This window comes from Micromonospora sp. NPDC093244 (assembly GCF_040683695.1).
Lineage (GTDB): Bacteria > Actinomycetota > Actinomycetes > Mycobacteriales > Micromonosporaceae > Micromonospora.
In genome coordinates, this window is record NZ_JBFBEO010000002.1 from 1,695,435 (window position 1) to 1,712,948 (window position 17,514).

Below are 17,514 nucleotides of genomic sequence, written 5' to 3' on the forward strand. Positions count from 1 at the left end.
GCGCGCTCAGCGCAGGGTGAGCTGGCGGCCGAGCAGCCCCTGCCGGGCCCGCCGGCCGGCGGCGTCAAGCGGGCCGGTGGCGGCCAGCGCCTCGGCGTACCGCTTGGCGAACTGCGCGACCGGGTCCTCCCAGTCGGTCGCCGGAGTCTCCTCCGGCAGATCCCAGACCGGCACCAGTCGACCGTGCGCGCGGAACATGCCGGCGAACTTGGTCTGCTCGCCGAGCGTCAGCGTACCGGCCGCGCCGAGGCGGGCAAGCGCGTCCAGGGCGGCGTCCTCGTCCTCCGGCAGCACCCAGCGCACGTGCGCCTTCTCCGGCACCTGGCACCAGTACGCGGCCTTCGCCGCGCTGAGCCGCACCGTCGGGTAGATGGCGGCGTTCGCCCGCTCCAGGGACGCCTGGACGGTCGGGTCGTCCGCCGCGCCGGGGTCGAGCCAGAACTCGAACCCCTCGTGCATGCTGATCTCCAGCGGACCGTCCACCAGGATGTCCTGGAGGCGGGGGCCGGGGCCGGGCAGCGGAGGAACGGCCACCTCGTCGCCCGGCTCCGTCCGCAACGCGCACAGCAGCGCCTCGGCCAGGTCCCGCGAGACGTCGCCGGACTGCTGGTGGCGTTGCAGACCGATCAGCACCCGGCCGTCCGGCTTGGTGATCGCCGGGGCGGCCATCGGCAGCACGGTGGCCACCGTGGCCGGCCGGTCCCCGAATTCGTCGATCAGGGCGGGCGTCAGCCGCAGCGGCGCCGACGCGGCGGGCACCAGCTCGCGCAGGGCGATCCACTCGGGCTCGTCGACCAGCCCCTCGAACGGTCGCGGGACGAAGATGTCCCGCACCTTGTCCCGGCGGGGGGCGGTGTCGGCGCGCTGGCTCTTTCGACGCTTGCTCACGGCGTCACAGCCTAGAGGCCCAACCGGGCCGTCGTGGGCCGGACCCGTCCCGACGCGTCGTTCAGCCCGCCGCCACGAGGTCGGACCGGGTCGTCGGCGTCGGGTCGAACTCCGCCCAGACACGCTGACCCATGCCGTCGCGCTCCACGCCCCAGCGGGTGGCCAGGCCGGCCACGATGTGCAGGCCGCGCCCGTCCGCCGCCTCCAGGCTGGCCGTGCGCAGCCGCGGACCGCCGGCCGCGCCGCCGTCGGTCACCCGCAACTGGATCCGCGGACCCTCGAGCGAGGGCCGCAACCGCCAGGCCACCCGGACCACGCCGCCCGGCAGCGGCCGGGCGTGCCGCACCGCGTTGCCCACCAGCTCGGCGAGGACCGCGATCAGATCCGCGAGGAGAGCCGGGGGTACGACCTCACCCAGCTCGTCGGCGAGCCGGTGCCGGGCCAGCCGCGCCCCAGCGGGGTGGTGCGGGACCACCACACACCACGCCCGTTCCCTCGCTGCCGTCGCCACCGTCGCCTCCACGTCGCGCCACCGTCGGTCAACCGCGCGGTAGCCGCACCTCTGCGACCGTACCGCCGCCGGTCCTCGGACGTAGGGATACCCATCCATTCTGCTGTTCAACGATCCGGCGGACGAGATAGAGCCCGAGCCCGGCACCCGGGTAGCCGCGCCGGTCGCCGGACTCCCCCTGCCAGAACCTGTCGAAGGCCCGCTCCACGTGGTCGGGGCGGATGCCGATGCCCCGGTCGCTGACCCGGAACGCCACCAGCTGACCGTCCACCCCCGCGGTGATCTCGATCGGTGAGTCCGGGGGTGAGTACTTGCCCGCGTTCGTCGTCAGTTCGGTAAGCACGGTGGTCAGGCTGGCGCGGTGGCCCAGCGCCTTGGGCAGGCCGGACGGGAGACGCAGCACCAGCCGGCGGCGCAGCTCGGCCGGCAGGTCGCCGACCGCGACGCGCAGCGCCTCACCGAGGTCGAACGGGGTGGGCGGGTCGTCCCCGGGGCCCGCCTCGGCGGCCGAGGAGAGCAGCCTGTCGACGAGCCGGGCCAGCTCGTTGGCCCGCTGCCCGATCACCCGCGCCGCCTGTCGTCGGTCCGCGTCGGTGAGCGACTCCCAGTGGTCGGTGAGGGTGTCCGCGTACCCCTTGATCACGGTGACCGGCGTCCGCAGCTCGTGGCTGGTCACCGCGACGAACAGGTCGCGGTCGTGGTCCCGGCGCTGCTGGTCGGTGATGTCGCGGAAGGTCACCACCCGCAGGGCGCCGGGGCCGGGCAGCTCGCCGGAGGTGATCCGCAGCCAGCGCCCGTCCGGCAGCCGGTGGTCCCGGACCTGGCCGGACGGCGGCAGCGGGAACGGAAGCGGACGGCTCAGCGCCTGTTCGGCCTCCCGACCGGTGACCTGCGCGGCGGCCGGGTTCCAGAGGCGGACGTGACCGTCCCTGTCGACAACGGCAAGCCCGTCGGCGAGCGCCGCCACGACCGGCCCGTCGCCGTGCACCGGGAGCCCGCTCTGATCGCCGTACATGTGCGCGACGCAGGAGGCGAGGTAGGCGACCACCCCCTGCCGCTCGGCGTCCTGCTCGTCGTCGTCCGGGTAGAACGCGTGCAGGCTCCCGACGGTGTGCCCGCCGATCTCCGCCCGGGACACCACCATCCGGCGCAGGCCGCTGCCGGCCAGTTCGCCGCCCAGCTTGCCGCTGAGGTTCGCCACCCGGACCTGACGTACCCGTGCACCGGAGAGCAGGCAGACGGTGTCCGGGTCGTCGACGGTCAGCGGCCGGCCGAGGGTCCACTCCACCGTGCCGGTCGCGGCGATCACCCGGCCGCCGGTCGGGCCGAACTCGACGAAGGCCATCCCTGTCGCGCCGAGCGCCGGCTGGGCCACCCGGAGCAGCTGGGTGAGGACCGGCAGCCCGGCATCACCAGAATTGATCATCTCGATGACGACTGTGTGGCCGGCGATGAGAGCGGGGAAGTCGATTCGCTCCGGCATGGGCCGAGTCTGCCCGGTCGGCAGGCGTTTGGGCACCCCCGCCGGTCGCTGCCGGTCACCGGTCCAGCCGGGCCAGGGCGTGCGCCGGCCGGTCGGTGATGATCCCGTCCACCCCGGCGGCCAGCACCAGCTCCAGGTCGGCAGGCTCGTTCACCGTCCAGACGTACACCTGGTTGCCGGCCGCGCGCAGCGCGGGCAGCAACTGCGGACGGGCCCGGACCAGGCCGATGCCCGGCCCCGCGATACGGGCGCCGAACGGCAGACGACCGGGCCGCACCAGACGCGGCAGCACCTCCAGCAACAGCACCGTGGGCAGCGTCGGGGCCAGCTCGCGGATCCGCCGGATCGCCAGCGGGGAGAACGACATCACTGTCACCTGGACCGGGTCGTCAGGCGCCGGGTCGGCCAGCCCGTACCGGCGCAGCAGGTCGACCAGGCGGCGCTCCACGGCCGAGCCGTAGCGGGACGGGTGCTTCGTCTCCACCAGCAGCCGGACCGGCCGGCCGGCGGCGAGCACCGCGTCCAGCAGCCGGGCCAGGGTCAGCAGCCGGGTGTGCGAATCGTCAGGCGGCAGGTCGCCGTCCGCCGCGCTGCCCGGATGCCAGGAGCCGAAGTCCAGTGCCTCCAACTCGGCGAGGGTACGCGCGCTGACCAGCCCGCGACCGTTGCTGGTGCGATCCAGCCGCCGGTCGTGGACGCAGACCAGATGCCCGTCCCGGGTCAGCCGGACGTCGCACTCCAGGCCGTCGGCACCCTCGTCGAGGGCGCGCAGGTACGCGGCGAGGGTGTGCTCCGGAAGGTCGTACGAGGCGCCGCGGTGCGCGAAGACCAGAGGTCCGCCCATTCCGGCCGCCTCAGATGACCTGGCCGGGCTGCCCGTTCGCGTCGACCACCGGGCGGCCGACGGCGGCCCACTGGCGCATCCCGCCGTCGGCGTTCCGCACCTGCTCCCAGCCGTTGTTGACCAGGTAGGCGACGACCTGGGCGGACCGCCCGCCGGAACGGCAGATGACCGCGACGTCCCGGTCGGTGGGCACCTCGGCCAGTCGGACCGGCAGCTCCATCATCGGCAGGTGGTGGGCGGTGGGGGCATGGCCGGCCGCCCACTCGTCGTCCTCCCGCACGTCCAGCAGGTAGGTGTCGTCGGCGATCTCGGTCACGGGCACGGTGGGAACCTGGGGTCCGAACACAGGAAGCAACACTAGATCCTCGCCGGCCGGATCGGCACCGACCGGGCCGTCGACACCGTCACAACCGGGACACCCAGCGCGGGTTGGCCTGTGCCCAGGCGGGCACCCGTGTCCCGCGTACGGCCTCGAAGAGCCCGTTGCCGCCGTTGTCCAGCACCACGTACGACACCTCGTCGATGGTCTGCGGCGACGACGGCACCTGGACGCCGCGCAGCCCGTCGGGCGGCAGCGCGCGCAGCGCGAGGAGCAGGTCCTCCAGGGGTACGCCGTTGGTGTCGACTGTCAACGAGCCGCCAACGGCCCGCAGCACCTGGTCCAGTTTGATCGGGTTGCTGCGCAGGTCGGCCCTACCGGCGCTGTCCAGCATCGCCCGTAGGAGCTGCTGCTGGTGGTGCTGCCTGTCGTAGTCGCCGCCGGGCAGGTCGTAGCGCTGCCGTACGTAGTCCAGCGCCTGCGCGCCGTTCATCTGCTGGCAGCCGGTGGGGAAGACCCGGTTGGTGTGGATCGAGCGGACCGGGGTGTCAACGCACATCCGCACGCCGCCGAGCAGGTCGATGACCTTCCGGAAGCCGTTGAAGTCGATGAGCGCGGCGCCGTCGAACCGGATGCCGGTGAGCCGGTTCAGGGTGGTGGAGAGCAGTCTCGTGCCGGCCTCCCCGCCGCCGCCGTGCTCGTACGCGGCATTGATCTTGTCCGGTCCGCCGGCGAAGCCGTTCGCGGGCGGGATGGCGACCAGCAGGTCACGCGGGATGGAGACCAGGTACGCCTCCCGCTGCCCGGCGGGTACGTGCACGATGAGGATGGTGTCGGAGCGCTGGTCCGGCCCGCTGTCACCGGGACGGCGGTCGGAGCCGACCAGCAGGTAGTTGAGCGGCCCGTCCAGGTCGGTCCGGCCGGTGCGGGCACCGGAGTCGAGCAGTTGCTCCTTGGTGACCGTGCGGTCGTACCTGTTGCTGAGTGTCTTGAGGCCGACCAGGGCGAGCCCGGCCAGCAGGACGAGGGCCAGGCCGATGCCGAGCAGGATCCGTGGGCCGCGGGCGCGACGGGACCGGGCGGGTACGGCCGAGCCGGCCGGACCTGCCGCGTTGCGTCCGGACCTGGACGTGACCGCCTCCCCGCAGCCGATACGTGAAACCTACTCACGTCAGACTACGGACGGTGACCGACCGGTCGCGGCGTTTCCGCGACTTCGGCAGTCACTTGCGAGTGGAGATCACCTCGGGGTGGGTGAAGATGAACTCGGCCAGCTTGTCCTGCTTGATCGCCTGGAACATCTCCATGGTCTCCGGGCTCAACGCCTCGGCGCCCGCGCCGTTGCTGTTGAAGGTGCCGTTGTTGGTCTTCAGCATGGTCAGCTCGTTCGCGGTCACCCCGCGCATGGTGAAGATCAGGTCCTCGATCTTGGCGCCACCGGTGTCCAGCACGAACGCCTTGCCCGCCGCCTTGATCAGCTGGTTCAGCTTCGCCGGGTTGGTGAGCGTGCCGCCGTCGGTGGCCTTGCGGGCCATCGCCTTGATCAGCTGCTGCTGGTTCTGCTGGCGGTCGTAGTCGCCACCGGGAAGACCGTAGCGCTGCCGGGCGTAGTCGAGCGCCGCCCAGCCCTCCATCTCCTGGCAGCCCTTCTTGTGCACCACCGGGGTCATCCGCTTGCCTGTCTTCTTGGCGTCGGCGTTCCACATCGGCTTGCCGTCGACGAACGACATGTGCTTGGACTTGACCTCGTGGCTCACGCAGATCTTCACGGTGCCGAGGGTGTCGATGACGTTCTTGAACCCGCCGAAGTTGATGATCGCCGCACCGTCGAAGCTGACGCCGGTGAGCCGCTTGATGGTCTGCGCCATCAGCTGGGCGCCGCCCTCCCAGCCGCCGCCGTTGCGGGCGCCGGCCTGGAACGCTGCGTTGATCTTGTCGGTGCCGCCGGTGAAGCCGCTCTTCTTGAACGGCGGAATCTGCGCCTGGGTGTCCCGCGGGATGGAGATCAGGTACGCCTGGTCGTGCGAGGCCGGGATGTGCAGGATGATGATGCTGTCCGAGCGGACGTCGTCGGCGGCCCAGCGCTCGCGAGCGTCCACGCCGAGCAGCAGCATGTCGATCGGGCCGTCCAGGCTCGCCCCGCCCTCGGCGTCGGACTTGCCTGCCTCACCCAGCAGGTTGCGCTGGGCGATGTCGCCTGTCGCCTGCCCGATCAGCACCTTGCCGCCGACGATCGCCATCCCGCTGCTGAGCATCAGCACGGCACCGAAGATCACGGTCAGCCGGGCCCAGAGGGGATCCTTGCGCCGGGTCCGCTTCTTCGCCGGCCCGCTGCCGCCCGACCGGCCCGCGCCGCCACCGTCACCGGGCGGCCGCCCGCCCGACCCGCCGCCTGAGCGGCCCGGCTGCACGGGGATGGACGCGGCGATCCGCCCGCTGGGGGCGGCGGACCCGGTGGACGAAGGGCGACGACTGGCCTGAACCGGCATTCGTGCTCCAGCTCGTGATCAGGAGGGGGCGGCACCCACTGTACGTACATCGATTCGACTTGGCGAGTTCATCACTGGTCCATCCGGACGGCATTTTGCGCGATTCGGTCTATCGTCGCTATTCGATGGACCACGCGGTGGGCGTCTGATTACCCGCCGTCGCTGCCCTTCGGCGGGTTGGCCTTGACCCAGTCCGCCATGGTGTCCGCCGCCATGGCCCGGTACATCGCCAACGCCTTCTCCCGGTCGGAGACCACCACCGACTCGCCGTTGATCGTGTCGCTGCCCGAGTTCGGGCTGGTCACGAAGGTGAGGTTCTGGCCGCGCAGATTTCGGAACTGCAGCGCCATGTCTGTAACCGAGAAACCCTGGTCAACGGTTACGGCCTTGGTCACCGACTGGAGGAAGTCGTTGAGCTTCTTCGGGTTCGCCAGCGTGCCGGTGCTCGCCGCCTTGTCCATCAGCGCGCGGAGAAACTCCTGCTGGTGCCGCATGCGGGCGAAGTCGCCGTCCGGGAACTGCTTGCGCTGCCGGATCCAGTCCAGCGCCTCCGCGCCGTCCATGTGGTTGGTGCCCTTGGTGAACGTCCGGTACGGCTTGTGGATCGAGGTGATGGTCCGCTCCACCTTCAGGTCGACCCCGCCGAGAGCGTCGGTGACCTCCTTGAAGCCGCCGAAGTCGATAGCCATCACGTGGTCGATCCGGACGTCGGTGAAGCACTCCACGGTGCGTACCGCAAGCGGCAGCCCACCGAACGCGAACGCGGCGTTGATCTTCGCGCGTTGGCCGGAGCCGCAGTCCGCGCCGGCGCTCTCCGGGATCGGGACGTACAGGTCACGCGGGATGGAGACCAGGTACGCCTCCTGGTGGTCGGCCGGAATGTGCATCACGATGACCGTGTCGGCACGCCACTGGCTCTTGCTGTCGACAGGGGCGTCCGGGTCCCGGGAGTCGCTGCCGACCAGCAGGATGTTCAGCGCGCCCTCGACGGGCTTGGCCGGACGACCGCCGGTGATCTCCGCGAACGGGTCGGTGCGGGCCAGGTCGCCGTCGAGGTTGCGGGCGTACAGCCACGCGCCGAGGCCGCCGAGCAGCGCCAGGACCAGCACCGTCACGCCTGCCACCAGGCCGATCCGCCCCCAGCGTGGCCGGGGCCCGCGCCTACCCGACCCACCGGAGCCACCGATCCTGCCGGGCCCCTTCGGCCCACCGGGACCGCCGGGACCGGGCTGCTCATCCTCGGGCGACGGGTACCAGCGCGCCTCGGTCGGGCGGGCACGCCCGGAGGCGCCCCGGTCGGGGCTGGGCACCGAGGCGCGCCCGGCGCTGCGGTGCAGGTACGGGTGCGGAACGCCGGCAGACGATGTCGCTGACATGTAACTCAGGGTACGGAGTGGGAGCCACCGCCGCCTTCAGGCGACACTCAGCGATCGGCCGGGCGGCTACCCTAGCCGCGCCCGGAAGTACTCGATCGTGCGTCGCAGGCCGTCTTCGGGTGCCACTGTCGGCTCGTATCCGAGCAGTTCCCGGGCGAGAGTCAGGTCCGGGCGGCGCATCTCCGGGTCGTCCGCGCTGCGGGTGATGTAGGTCACCTGCGAGCTGCTGCCGGAGAGCGACACGATCAACTCGGCGAGTTGCCGCATGGTCAGCTCGTGCTCGGTGCCGCAGTTGACCGGGCCGGTCTCGGTCGAGTCGAGCAGCAGCAGGATGCCGCGCACCAGATCCTCGACGAAGCAGATGGACCGGGTCTGGTTGCCGGTGCCGTGCACGGTGATCGGCTCGCCGCGCAGTGCCTGGGAGATGAAGGTGGGGATGGCCCGACCGTCGTCCGGGCGCATCCGCGGGCCGTACGTGTTGAAGATCCGGACGATGGCGGCGTCGAGCCCGCGGTAGCGGTGGTACGCCATCGTGGCCGCCTCGGAGAAGCGCTTCGCCTCGTCGTAGACGCTGCGCACCCCGATCGGGTTGACGTTGCCCCAGTAGGTCTCGCGCTGCGGGTGCTCCTTCGGGTCCCCGTACGCCTCGGAGGTGGAGGCCATCAGGAACCGGGCGCCGTCGGCGACCGCGCGCTCCAGCAGGTGCAGGGTGCCCACCGAGCCGACCCGCAGGATCTCCACCGGAAGCTGGGCGAAGTCGGTGGGGCTGGCCGGCGAGGCCATGTGCAGGATCGCGTCGAACCGCTCGGCCAGGGCCGGGTGGTGCGTCGGCAGGCCATCGGAGATGTCCGCCTCGACAAGCGTGAAGGTGGGGCGGTCGAGCAGGTGGGCGACGTTCTCCTTGGAGCCGGTGACGAAGTTGTCCAGGGCCACCACCGTGCAACCGCGGGCGATCAGGGCGTCCACCAGGTGCGACGGGACGAAACCGGCGCCGCCGGTGACGAGGACGCGGTGACCGGGACCGAAGCGCTCAGCAACCTTCATGCCGGTCAGCCTACCGATCGCCGGATACGGGAACGGGCCCCCGCTGACGCGTGGCGTCGGCGGGGGCCCGTCGGGAGTGTCAGTGAGCGCCCGAACCGGTGAGGGCGCGCACCTCCAGCTCCGCGTACTTCGCCTCGTCGTTCTCCTTCGAGATCAACGTGCCGATCCATCCGCAGAGGAAGCCGAACGGGATGGAGAGGATGCCCGGGTTGGACAGCGGGAACCACTGCCAGTCGTGGTCCGGGAACATCGAGGTCGCCGCGCCCGAGACCACAGGCGAGAAGAACACCAGCAGTACGGCCGAGAGCAGACCACCGTAGATCGCCCACACCGCGCCTGACGTGTTGAACCGCCGCCAGAACAGGCTGTAGAGGATCGCCGGCAGGTTGCCCGAGGCGGCCACCGCGAAGGCCAGCGCCACCAGGAACGCCACGTTCAGGTTCTGCGCGTAGATCGACAGCAGGATGGAGATCGCGCCGATCACCAGGGCGGAGATCCGGGCGACGCGTACCTCCTGACGCTCCGACGCCTCGCCCCTCTTCATGACGTTCGCGTAGAAGTCGTGCGCCAGGCTGGACGAGGAGGCAAGGGTCAACCCGGCGACCACTGCCAGGATGGTGGCGAAGGCGACCGCCGCGATGATCGCCAACAGGGCGGCACCACCCAGGTCGCCGCCGAAGAAGTCGATGCCGAGCGCCTCGGCCAGCTGTGGCGCAGCCGTGTTGCCGGCCTTGTCCTGCTCGGTGATCGCCTTGCTGCCCACCAGGGCCGCCGCACCGAAGCCGAGGGCCAGGGTGAGCAGGTAGAAGGTGCCGATGATGCCGATCGCCCAGAGCACGCTCTTGCGGGCCGCCCTGGCGGTCGGCACGGTGTAGAAGCGGATCAGGATGTGCGGCAGGCCGGCGGTGCCGAGCACCAGGGCGATGCCCAGCGACAGCAGGTCGACCTTGTTGTAGAAGGTCTGTGTCGCGTTGCCCGCCACTTCGACGCCGTACCGCAGACCTGGTTCGAGGAAGGCGCTGCCCTTGCCGGACGAGGCGGCGGCGTCGCCGAGCAGCGACGACAGGTTGAACTTGTACTTCGCCAGCACCAGCAGGGTCATCAGCAGCGCGCCGCTCATCAGCAGGAACGCCTTGACGATCTGCACGTAGGTGGTGCCCTTCATGCCACCCACGGTCACGTAGATGATCATCAGGGCGCCGACCATGATGATGGTGGCCACCTTGGCGGTCGCCGCGTCCATCCCGAGGAAGGTCGTCCCCGGCTTGATGCCGAGCAGCAGCGCGACGAGCGCGCCCGCGCCCACCATCTGCGCCAGCAGGTAGAAGATCGACACGGTGATGGTGGAGACGGCGGCCGCCGTACGCACCGGACGCTGGCGCATCCGGAAGGCGAGCACGTCGGCCATCGTGTACCGGCCGGAGTTGCGCAGCAGTTCCGCCACCAGCAGCAGGGCCACCAGCCAGGCGACCAGGAAGCCGATCGAGTAGAGGAAGCCGTCGTAGCCGTAGAGCGCGATGATGCCGGCGATGCCGAGGAACGAGGCTGCCGACATGTAGTCGCCGCCGATCGCCATGCCGTTCTGGAAGCCGGAGAACGACCGGCCACCCGCGTAGAAGTCGGTAGCCGTCTTCGTCTGCCGGCTGGCCCAGATGGTGATGGCCAGGGTGACCGCCACGAACACCAGGAACAGCGTGATGGTCAGGTTGCGGGCGGTGTGGTTGCCCGCCTCGGCAGCGAGGAGCAGATCAGCCGCGTGGACCGTTTTCATGGGTCACCTCCCCGATCTCGGCACGGATCCGGTCGGCGACCGGGTCGATCTTCCGGTCCGCGAACCGGGAGTACAGCCAGGCGATCAGGAACGTGGAGACGAACTGGAGCAGGCCGAAGACGAGCGCGACGTTGATGTTGCTGCCGAACAGCTTCGTGCCCATGAAGTCCCGGGCGTACGCGGAGAGAATGACGTAGAGCGCATACCACAGGAAGAACGCGACGGTCATCGGGAAGACGAAGCCGCGCAACGCACGCCGCAGCCCGGCGAACTCGTCCGACCGTTGTACGGCCAGGTACTTGTCCGACTGGGAAGCGGCCGGAGCGGGTGTGTCCGTGGACATTTGTGGATCACCACCTTCACAGGCGTCAGGGGAGTTTCGCGCACCGTAGAGAGCGCACTCCTCGGCGGGGAAGGCTGAGATCGACACCGGTCGCCGAGTGCGCCGAACGGTTGCCTCGCTGCGCCAAGTGACCCAGATCACCCCGGTGACCGGTCGATCCGGTAGGGCCCTCAGCCCGGCAGCTCGTGGTAGCGACCCCTGTAGTGCAGCAGTGGAGACGTGTCCTCGGCCAGGTCGACCGCCTCGATGGTGGCCTCCACGAGCAGCGCCCACCCGTACTCCCGGGCGCTGTCCAGCCGGCATCCCACCCAGCCGCCGGCGTCCCCCGGCACCGGCCCGTACGGCGTGTCGGTCCACGTCCCGGTGGCGAAGAGGCCGCCCGGGGAGGGGAACAGCCCGGCGAACCGGTCGGCGAGCTGCCGGTGCGGCGGGCCGAGCGGCGCGACCGCGAACCGTCCCGCGTCCTCGGTGGCCGCCCACAGGTCGGACTCCGCGTCAATGAGGCCGAGCAGCCGGTCCGGCTCGCCCTCGGCGACAAGGGTGGACGAGACGGTCAGCCCCGCCGGACCCGGTGCCGTCCAGAGCGTGACAGGTGCGGCGAGACGACCGCGCAGCCGTCGTACCGGTGACCGCTGCCCGGTCGGCACCGCGAACGGATCGGTGTGGTGGATCTCGGCACCCGGCTCATGATTCACGTGAAACATTGTGCCGCCCCGGCCGCGTGCCCAGCCCAGGAAGCGCTCGTGCAGATCGGCGGGTCTCCCGTTGAGCCGGGCGAGCTGGTCACCGGCCTCCGCCATCAGAGCGCCCAGGTAGACGAGCAGCCCCACGCGGTCGTGCCGGTACTCGGCGAGCAACGCCAGCCGCGCCGGCTGGCACGGCCAGAGGGCACCACAACCCCGACACCGCCAGAGCGGCCGCATCGGCAGGTGCGGCCGGCTCACCAGCGACCTCCGGCGCCCCATGCCAAGATCCGAGCAACTTCCCGGATGTTGCTGCCTCCGACACGTGGGAGGCAGCAACAACCCTGATGTTGCGCGGATCTTGGCGACGAGCGGTTGGCGGGGGCGCTCACCACCGACCACCGTTCGCGCGCCAGGTCTGCGCTGGCGTGAGCCAACCCGCGCGGCCCGGTCGCGGCAGGGCCACCGTCGGCCCGTCCGCCCACGCGGGCGGCCGAGCGGGCACGCCCGGCGGCCTCTCCGCGCCCGGCGCCGCGGTCGGCGCCGGCTTCCTTCTCCGGTACGACCACCGCGCTGCGTTCCTGCCCCGGACGAACCCGAACATGGCTGATCTCCTCCCGGTCGACGAGGGCCGCCCCGATCGGGGGATGACCGGGGCGGCCCGACGCAGGACCCGGTCGCCGGGACGTCGCCTCCACCGGCCGGGCCGCGCGTCCTCCACCCTGGACGGGAGGGCCCGAAGAAGGGAGGATTCCAGGGCTTACTACGCAACGCGGTCACGTACTTACCGGAGAGGTAAGGATGAACGTCGAAATGTGGGTACGGGCGTTGAAGGCCGCCCGGGCCGGTGCCGACATGTCCCAGGAGGCGCTGGCGACGGCCACCCGGTGGAGTCCCTCCACGGTGGCGGCGATCGAAACCGGCCGACGTCGGCCGACAATGGAGTTCGCGGTCGCCGCCGACGAAGCCCTCGCCACCGGCGGCCTCCTCGCCGAACTTCTCAAGGCTGCCGACCAGGACCGCGGCCCATCCTGGTTTGTCCCCTGGCGTGGATACGAGCAAAGGGCGACACGTCTGCGTGCCTTCGAGGCATGTCTCGTGCCCGGCATCCTCCAGACCGAGGAATATGCCCGCGCCGTCATCTCCGCCGGCGGGTTGCATTCGCCGGCTGTGGTTGACGAGCTTGTCGCGGTTCGTCTGGAACGCCAACTGCTGCTGTCCAGGGAAGAACCGCCAATGTGCGTTTTCCTGGTGGACGAGATGGGACTTCACCGGCCGGTGGGCGGCCACGCCGTGCTCAACGCCCAGCTTGGCCGCCTGCTTGAGGTGGCAGAACTCCCGTTCGCGAGATTGCACGTCATTCCACTGGACGTCGGTGAGCATGTCGGCCTCGGCGGCGGCTTCGTGTTCGCTGATCTGCCAGACGGGGACAGCGTGCTCTACCTGGAGAATGCCGCTCGCGGACACGTCATGGACGACCCGGAAATGCTCCGATTGATTGATCGCAAATGGGATAGTCTGCTCGGCGAAGCGCTCTCGACAAGTGCCTCAAAGGATCTGATCCGGAAGCTGAAGGTGACACCATGACGATGATTGAGCCGCGTTGGCGCACCTCCACCCGGTCGACCGACTCCGGCGGCAACTGCGTCGAGGTGGCGGACAACCTGCCTGGCGTGGTGCTGGTCCGGGACAGCAAGGACCGCTCCGGTCCGGTCCTCGCCTTCGCTCCGAACGCGTGGCGTGGCTTCCTCGCCGACGCTGCCCGTACCCCCGGCCGCCGCGCCGGCTAGCTAGCGGCGCGGGGTGACCGTGGCCAGCAGCTCCGGCTGGCGTCGGTCCAGTACGTCGCCGGCCAGGTACGCGCCGAGCAGCGCCGCGCCCAGCCCGTACACGACGCCGACCGGCAGGGCCAACCAGAGCCAGGCACCGCCGAGCAGCGCGGCTGCCACCACCATCGGCACCGCCACGACCGCAGAAGTGACCATGGCGAGCAGGGTGAGCATCCCCTTCGCGACACCGGCGCCGCTGTTCATCGCGAACGGGTTGCTCGTCTCCGGCAGCGAGTACGCCCCGAACACCGAGACGAAGCTGTTCACCGCGAGCCCCGCGCCGTAGGTGGCGATGAGGCTGCCGAGCGTGAGCCCGATCCAGCCCGGCCGACCGAGCACAAGTGACAGGACCACTGCGACGACCGCAAGCATCGGCAGCACGTACAGCGAGAAGGCGGTCATGCGGGCGCGCAGCTCGACCCGGCCCGGTACGCCGGCCACCACGTTCGCGGCGTACGCGCTGCCGTCGAAGCCGAACTGGTTGGCCAGGGTGACCGAGGCGAGTACGCCGACGAAGAGCATCGAGAGGGTGACCAGCACCGGTGAGGTGTCGCTGGCGCTCGTCGTCAGGCCCTCCCCGCTCGCCAGCCCGCCGCCACCAAGATTGATCATCACGGGTACGAAGATGCCCACCACGGCGATCGTGATCAGGTTCGCCCGGCGGCGGGCGTCCCGCCACCAGTAGCGGGCCTCCCGGGCGACGAGCGCACCGAACCGGTCCCGGCGCACCCAACCGGCGATCCGGGGGAACAGTTGGCCGACAGCGGCACCGGTCGCCCCGCGCCGCACCGGTGCCTTGCCGGCACTCGCCGCGCCCACCATCGCCGACTCCAGCGACCGCGACCACCAGAGCAGCAGGAGACCGATCGTCACCACCGTGATCAGCAGCTTGACCGGTGCGGCCCAGATCCGACCCTGCGCCACGTCGATGCCGGCGGTCCACGGTGCCCCGAACGGCGTCCAGCCGACGACCGTCGCCAACCCGGTCAGCCGGGCCCAGTCCGCCTCGCGGAGCGCCGCGATGCCGAACACCTGCAACGGCCCGAGCAGCGCGGCGGCCACCGCCAGCAGCACGGCCGCCAGGTCGCGTACCCGACGCGAGCGCAGCATGGTGGCGAAGGCGCTGGTCACCGCCCGGCTCGCGGCCACGCAGAGCAGCAACCCACAGACCACCCCGACGACTGCCACCACCGCCGCCGACCAACCTCCCAGCGCCCCGGCGGTGAGCACCAGCCCGAGCGACGCCACGAGCACCGCCAGCACCGGCACGCTGACCAGGGCGGCGGCGAACAGGCCTGTGACAAGCGTGCGTCGGGACAGCGGCAACAGCGCGAACCGGGCCGGATCCAACGTCTCGTCGACCCCGAAGAAGACAAGCGGGAGCAGCAGCCAACCGAGCACCAGCAGACCACCGCCGGCCGCCGCGATCAACACCGCGTACCGGCCGTTGCCCGAGATGCCGGGCGCGGCGAAGAGGAAGAACCCGCTGACGGCGAACCAGAGCCCCACAAACGCGCCACCGACGAACAGGGCGACACGCCAGCCCTGGCCCCGGAAGCTGTTGCCCATCACCCGCAACTTGAGCCGTACGAAGTGCCGGGCGGAGACCTGCCGCTCCGGTGCCGTGCTCACCGGGAGAGCCACGACAGCTCCTCACCGGTCGCCGTACGCCCGCCGACCACCTCGACGAAGACCTGCTCCAGCGAACGCTCACCGCGCACATCGGAGAGGGTGCCGACCCGCTTGATCGTGCCCCCGGCGAGGATCGCCACGTGCGAGCAGAGCCGCTCCACGACCTCCATCACGTGACTGGAGAAGACCACAGTGCCACCGCCGGCCGCGTACCTGGTCAGGATGTCGCGGATCAGCGCGGCCGAGACCGGGTCGACCGCCTCGAACGGCTCGTCCAGTACGAGCAGCCGAGGGCCGTGCAGCAGCGCGCAGGCCAGGCCGATCTTCTTCTTCATGCCCGCCGAGTAGTCCACCACGAGCGTCCGGCCGGCGTCGCCGAGCGCCAGCACGTCCAGCAGCTCCGCGGCCCGCTGGTCGACCACCGCCGGGTCCATCCCCCGCAACAACCCGTGGTACGCCAGCAGCTCGGCACCGGTCAGCCTGTCGAACAGTCGTACCCCGTCGGGCATGACGCCGAGCAGCCGCTTGGCCGTCAGCGGGTCCTGCCACACGTCGTGCCCGAGCACCCAGGCCGAGCCCGCGTCCGGCCGCAGCAACCCGACAGCCATCGACAGGGTGGTCGTCTTGCCGGCGCCGTTCGGGCCGAGCAGGCCGTAGAAGGAGCCGGCAGGGACGTCCAGGTCGACGCCGGCCACCGCGATCGTGCCGTCGAACCGCTTGGCCAGGCCACGCAGTGCGAGCGCGGGGTGCTCAACAGTCATGAGGCGACGTTATCGGGCCCCCGCCAGTTCCGTCCTCCAGCGCGAGACGGACAGGAGTCATCCTGGAGTCGTACGGCCCGGGATGCGCGAAGGAAGTAGGGCTGCTGTCGGCGCGGACGGTGTCCCGCGGCAGCCGACCCTGACCTATCCGCGCGCGGGATGGCGACGCTGTGGGAGGAGCGGCCCACCGCATCCGTCCCGGCCCTGGAACGGGTGATGGGGCGGTCGCGTGGTTCGCCGCACCCACGTGGTCATCGACGCCGACGACGGGGACGTTGCCCCGTCCGCGGTGACCCGGGCGAGCCTTGACGGCCGCTCGTTCGAGGGTTGCCGGTTACACCAGAGCCAGACCGGGATGATCGAGGCGAGCTGACCGTGGCCGTCGATGTCCCACTCGTCGGTGCCGTCCTCTGGGCTGGATCGTTCTGCCCAGGCCCGTCCGGCTCCGCACCCGCTGGGTGCTGACTCGCGGTGGTCATCCTCGTCCACCAGTCCCGCCATTGCGGAGGCGGACCATGGTAGATCAGGTGGCTAACCCCAAAACCGATCTGCGCCACACCCATGCCGATGGCCGCCCCACCGAGCAGGATGCCCGTGTCGGCCAGCCAGGCGCACCCGAGGAGGATGCACGCCACGCCTACGACGATCGCCGCAGCGCCAGCGAGGCGGCGGAAAATTCCATAGCCGATGAACGCCACGCCACCGACGAGGGCCGCAGTTCCGCCCAGAGAGTCCCCGACGGTCAGCAGGGGAATCCCCATGGCGATGCCCGCTAGCCCGACGGCGATGGCCACGTAACGGTTCCCGCCGGCCAGGAAGGTGCCATCCTTGTTCGCCACCTGGGCGCGTATGGCCATAGCGCCGCCCGGGGTGTCTCCGCCGATCAGGAAAACGCACCCGACGCCGATGGCCACAATGCTGACGCCGATGCCCACAACGCCGTCCAGGGGCCTGCCCTCGGTCAGGAGGAAGGGAACCGCCACGGCGCCGATGTACGCCACTCCGGTGCCAATGAACGCGGTGCCGAATAGGAATGCGAGAGCGGTGAGGGCGTCGACGGGGATGAGCACAACCGCGATGGTCAGCAGTGCCGCGATGATGGTCGCCCATGGTGCCCAGGCCTGCGGCCCCAGCGCGGCCGTTACTGCCGCGACCGCTGCGGCGAGCAGTAGCAGCCGGATGACGTAGCGCACCAGCGGTGCCTGCGTCGGCAGTTGACGTACCCAGGTGGAAGCGGCGAGGACGGCGGCACCGACCAGGGCGGCGGCTACTGCGGGGTAGCCGAAGTCCTCACTGATCAGGTTGCCGGTCATCGCAACCGCCAGACCGACCAGCGCACCGGCGGCCCGCCCCCGCCAATTCAGCCGCGCCCGGCGCCGCCCACCCGAGGGCTGGCCTTTCGACGTCATTGCCTCACTATGACGACCGATGTCAATGCATCGCCATAGTCATTCCCGCGAAAAGACAACTCCAGCCCCGGTTCGGGGTTCTACGGCCTGCGTCGAAGTCGGTGCCCGGGCTTGAGCTGACTCGAGGATCTT

The 17,514-nt window shown here is 70.7% G+C and carries 17 protein-coding genes; 2 read left to right on the top strand and 15 right to left on the bottom strand.

Features of this window, described 5'->3' with window-relative positions; all coding sequences use genetic code 11:
- Positions 1–6: 6 nt before the first annotated feature.
- The 12 genes from AB0N27_RS18175 to AB0N27_RS18230 form a co-directional block, all read right to left on the bottom strand.
- The gene (locus tag AB0N27_RS18175) at positions 7–888 is read right to left on the bottom strand and encodes a DUF5926 family protein (RefSeq protein ID WP_364370364.1); all 882 of its coding nucleotides are present in this window, start codon (positions 886–888) and stop codon (positions 7–9) included.
- Between the two features lie 61 nt (positions 889–949).
- Positions 950–1,366, bottom strand: a complete 417-nt coding sequence (locus AB0N27_RS18180; protein WP_364370829.1) for an ATP-binding protein — start codon at positions 1,364–1,366, stop codon at positions 950–952.
- A gap of 61 nt (positions 1,367–1,427) precedes the next feature.
- Positions 1,428–2,882: a PAS domain-containing sensor histidine kinase gene (locus AB0N27_RS18185; RefSeq protein ID WP_364370367.1), complete on the bottom strand. Its 1,455-nt coding sequence runs from the start codon at positions 2,880–2,882 to the stop codon at positions 1,428–1,430.
- 55 nt (positions 2,883–2,937) lie between these two features.
- Entirely contained in the window at positions 2,938–3,726 is a 789-nt protein-coding gene (locus AB0N27_RS18190) for a glycerophosphodiester phosphodiesterase family protein (protein WP_364370370.1), read from the bottom strand.
- Between the two features lie 10 nt (positions 3,727–3,736).
- On the bottom strand, positions 3,737–4,072 hold the full coding sequence (locus AB0N27_RS18195) for a rhodanese-like domain-containing protein (protein ID WP_364370373.1): 336 nt from the start codon (positions 4,070–4,072) through the stop codon (positions 3,737–3,739).
- Between the two features lie 58 nt (positions 4,073–4,130).
- Positions 4,131–5,066 carry an LCP family protein gene (locus AB0N27_RS18200; protein WP_364370832.1) on the bottom strand — a complete coding sequence of 312 codons (936 nt, stop codon included), beginning with the start codon at positions 5,064–5,066 and terminating at the stop codon, positions 4,131–4,133.
- A 202-nt stretch (positions 5,067–5,268) separates the two neighbouring features.
- Positions 5,269–6,534 carry an LCP family protein gene (locus AB0N27_RS18205; RefSeq protein WP_364370376.1) on the bottom strand — a complete coding sequence of 422 codons (1,266 nt, stop codon included), beginning with the start codon at positions 6,532–6,534 and terminating at the stop codon, positions 5,269–5,271.
- A 149-nt stretch (positions 6,535–6,683) separates the two neighbouring features.
- A complete protein-coding gene (locus tag AB0N27_RS18210; RefSeq protein WP_364370379.1) occupies positions 6,684–7,910 on the bottom strand; it encodes an LCP family protein in 1,227 nt (408 codons plus the stop codon).
- Between the two features lie 66 nt (positions 7,911–7,976).
- Positions 7,977–8,954 (bottom strand): NAD-dependent epimerase/dehydratase family protein, encoded by a 978-nt coding sequence (locus AB0N27_RS18215; protein WP_364370382.1) that lies wholly within the window; start codon positions 8,952–8,954, stop codon positions 7,977–7,979.
- A gap of 79 nt (positions 8,955–9,033) precedes the next feature.
- Positions 9,034–10,725, bottom strand: coding sequence for a cation acetate symporter (locus tag AB0N27_RS18220; protein ID WP_364370385.1), 1,692 nt, complete (start codon positions 10,723–10,725; stop codon positions 9,034–9,036).
- Positions 10,703–11,068, bottom strand: a complete 366-nt coding sequence (locus AB0N27_RS18225; protein WP_364370388.1) for a DUF485 domain-containing protein — start codon at positions 11,066–11,068, stop codon at positions 10,703–10,705. Before AB0N27_RS18225 ends, AB0N27_RS18220 begins: the two co-directional genes overlap by 23 nt.
- Before the next feature lie 170 nt (positions 11,069–11,238).
- Positions 11,239–11,991, bottom strand: coding sequence for a flavin reductase family protein (locus tag AB0N27_RS18230; protein WP_364370835.1), 753 nt, complete (start codon positions 11,989–11,991; stop codon positions 11,239–11,241).
- A 561-nt stretch (positions 11,992–12,552) separates the two neighbouring features.
- Here AB0N27_RS18230 and AB0N27_RS18235 point away from each other — a divergent pair.
- A complete protein-coding gene (locus AB0N27_RS18235) occupies positions 12,553–13,338 on the top strand; it encodes a helix-turn-helix transcriptional regulator (protein ID WP_364370391.1) in 786 nt (261 codons plus the stop codon).
- Positions 13,335–13,541, top strand: a complete 207-nt coding sequence (locus tag AB0N27_RS18240; RefSeq protein ID WP_364370394.1) for a DUF397 domain-containing protein — start codon at positions 13,335–13,337, stop codon at positions 13,539–13,541. Before AB0N27_RS18235 ends, AB0N27_RS18240 begins: the two co-directional genes overlap by 4 nt.
- On the opposite strand, the gene AB0N27_RS18245 is transcribed toward AB0N27_RS18240, so the two are convergent.
- From AB0N27_RS18245 to AB0N27_RS18255, 3 genes are all read right to left on the bottom strand, one after another.
- The gene (locus tag AB0N27_RS18245) at positions 13,542–15,224 is read right to left on the bottom strand and encodes an ABC transporter permease (protein WP_364370397.1); all 1,683 of its coding nucleotides are present in this window, start codon (positions 15,222–15,224) and stop codon (positions 13,542–13,544) included.
- On the bottom strand, positions 15,209–15,973 hold the full coding sequence (locus tag AB0N27_RS18250) for an ABC transporter ATP-binding protein (protein ID WP_364370400.1): 765 nt from the start codon (positions 15,971–15,973) through the stop codon (positions 15,209–15,211). Before AB0N27_RS18250 ends, AB0N27_RS18245 begins: the two co-directional genes overlap by 16 nt.
- 251 nt (positions 15,974–16,224) lie before the next feature.
- On the bottom strand, positions 16,225–17,382 hold the full coding sequence (locus AB0N27_RS18255) for a hypothetical protein (RefSeq protein ID WP_364370403.1): 1,158 nt from the start codon (positions 17,380–17,382) through the stop codon (positions 16,225–16,227).
- Positions 17,383–17,514 lie beyond the last annotated feature (132 nt).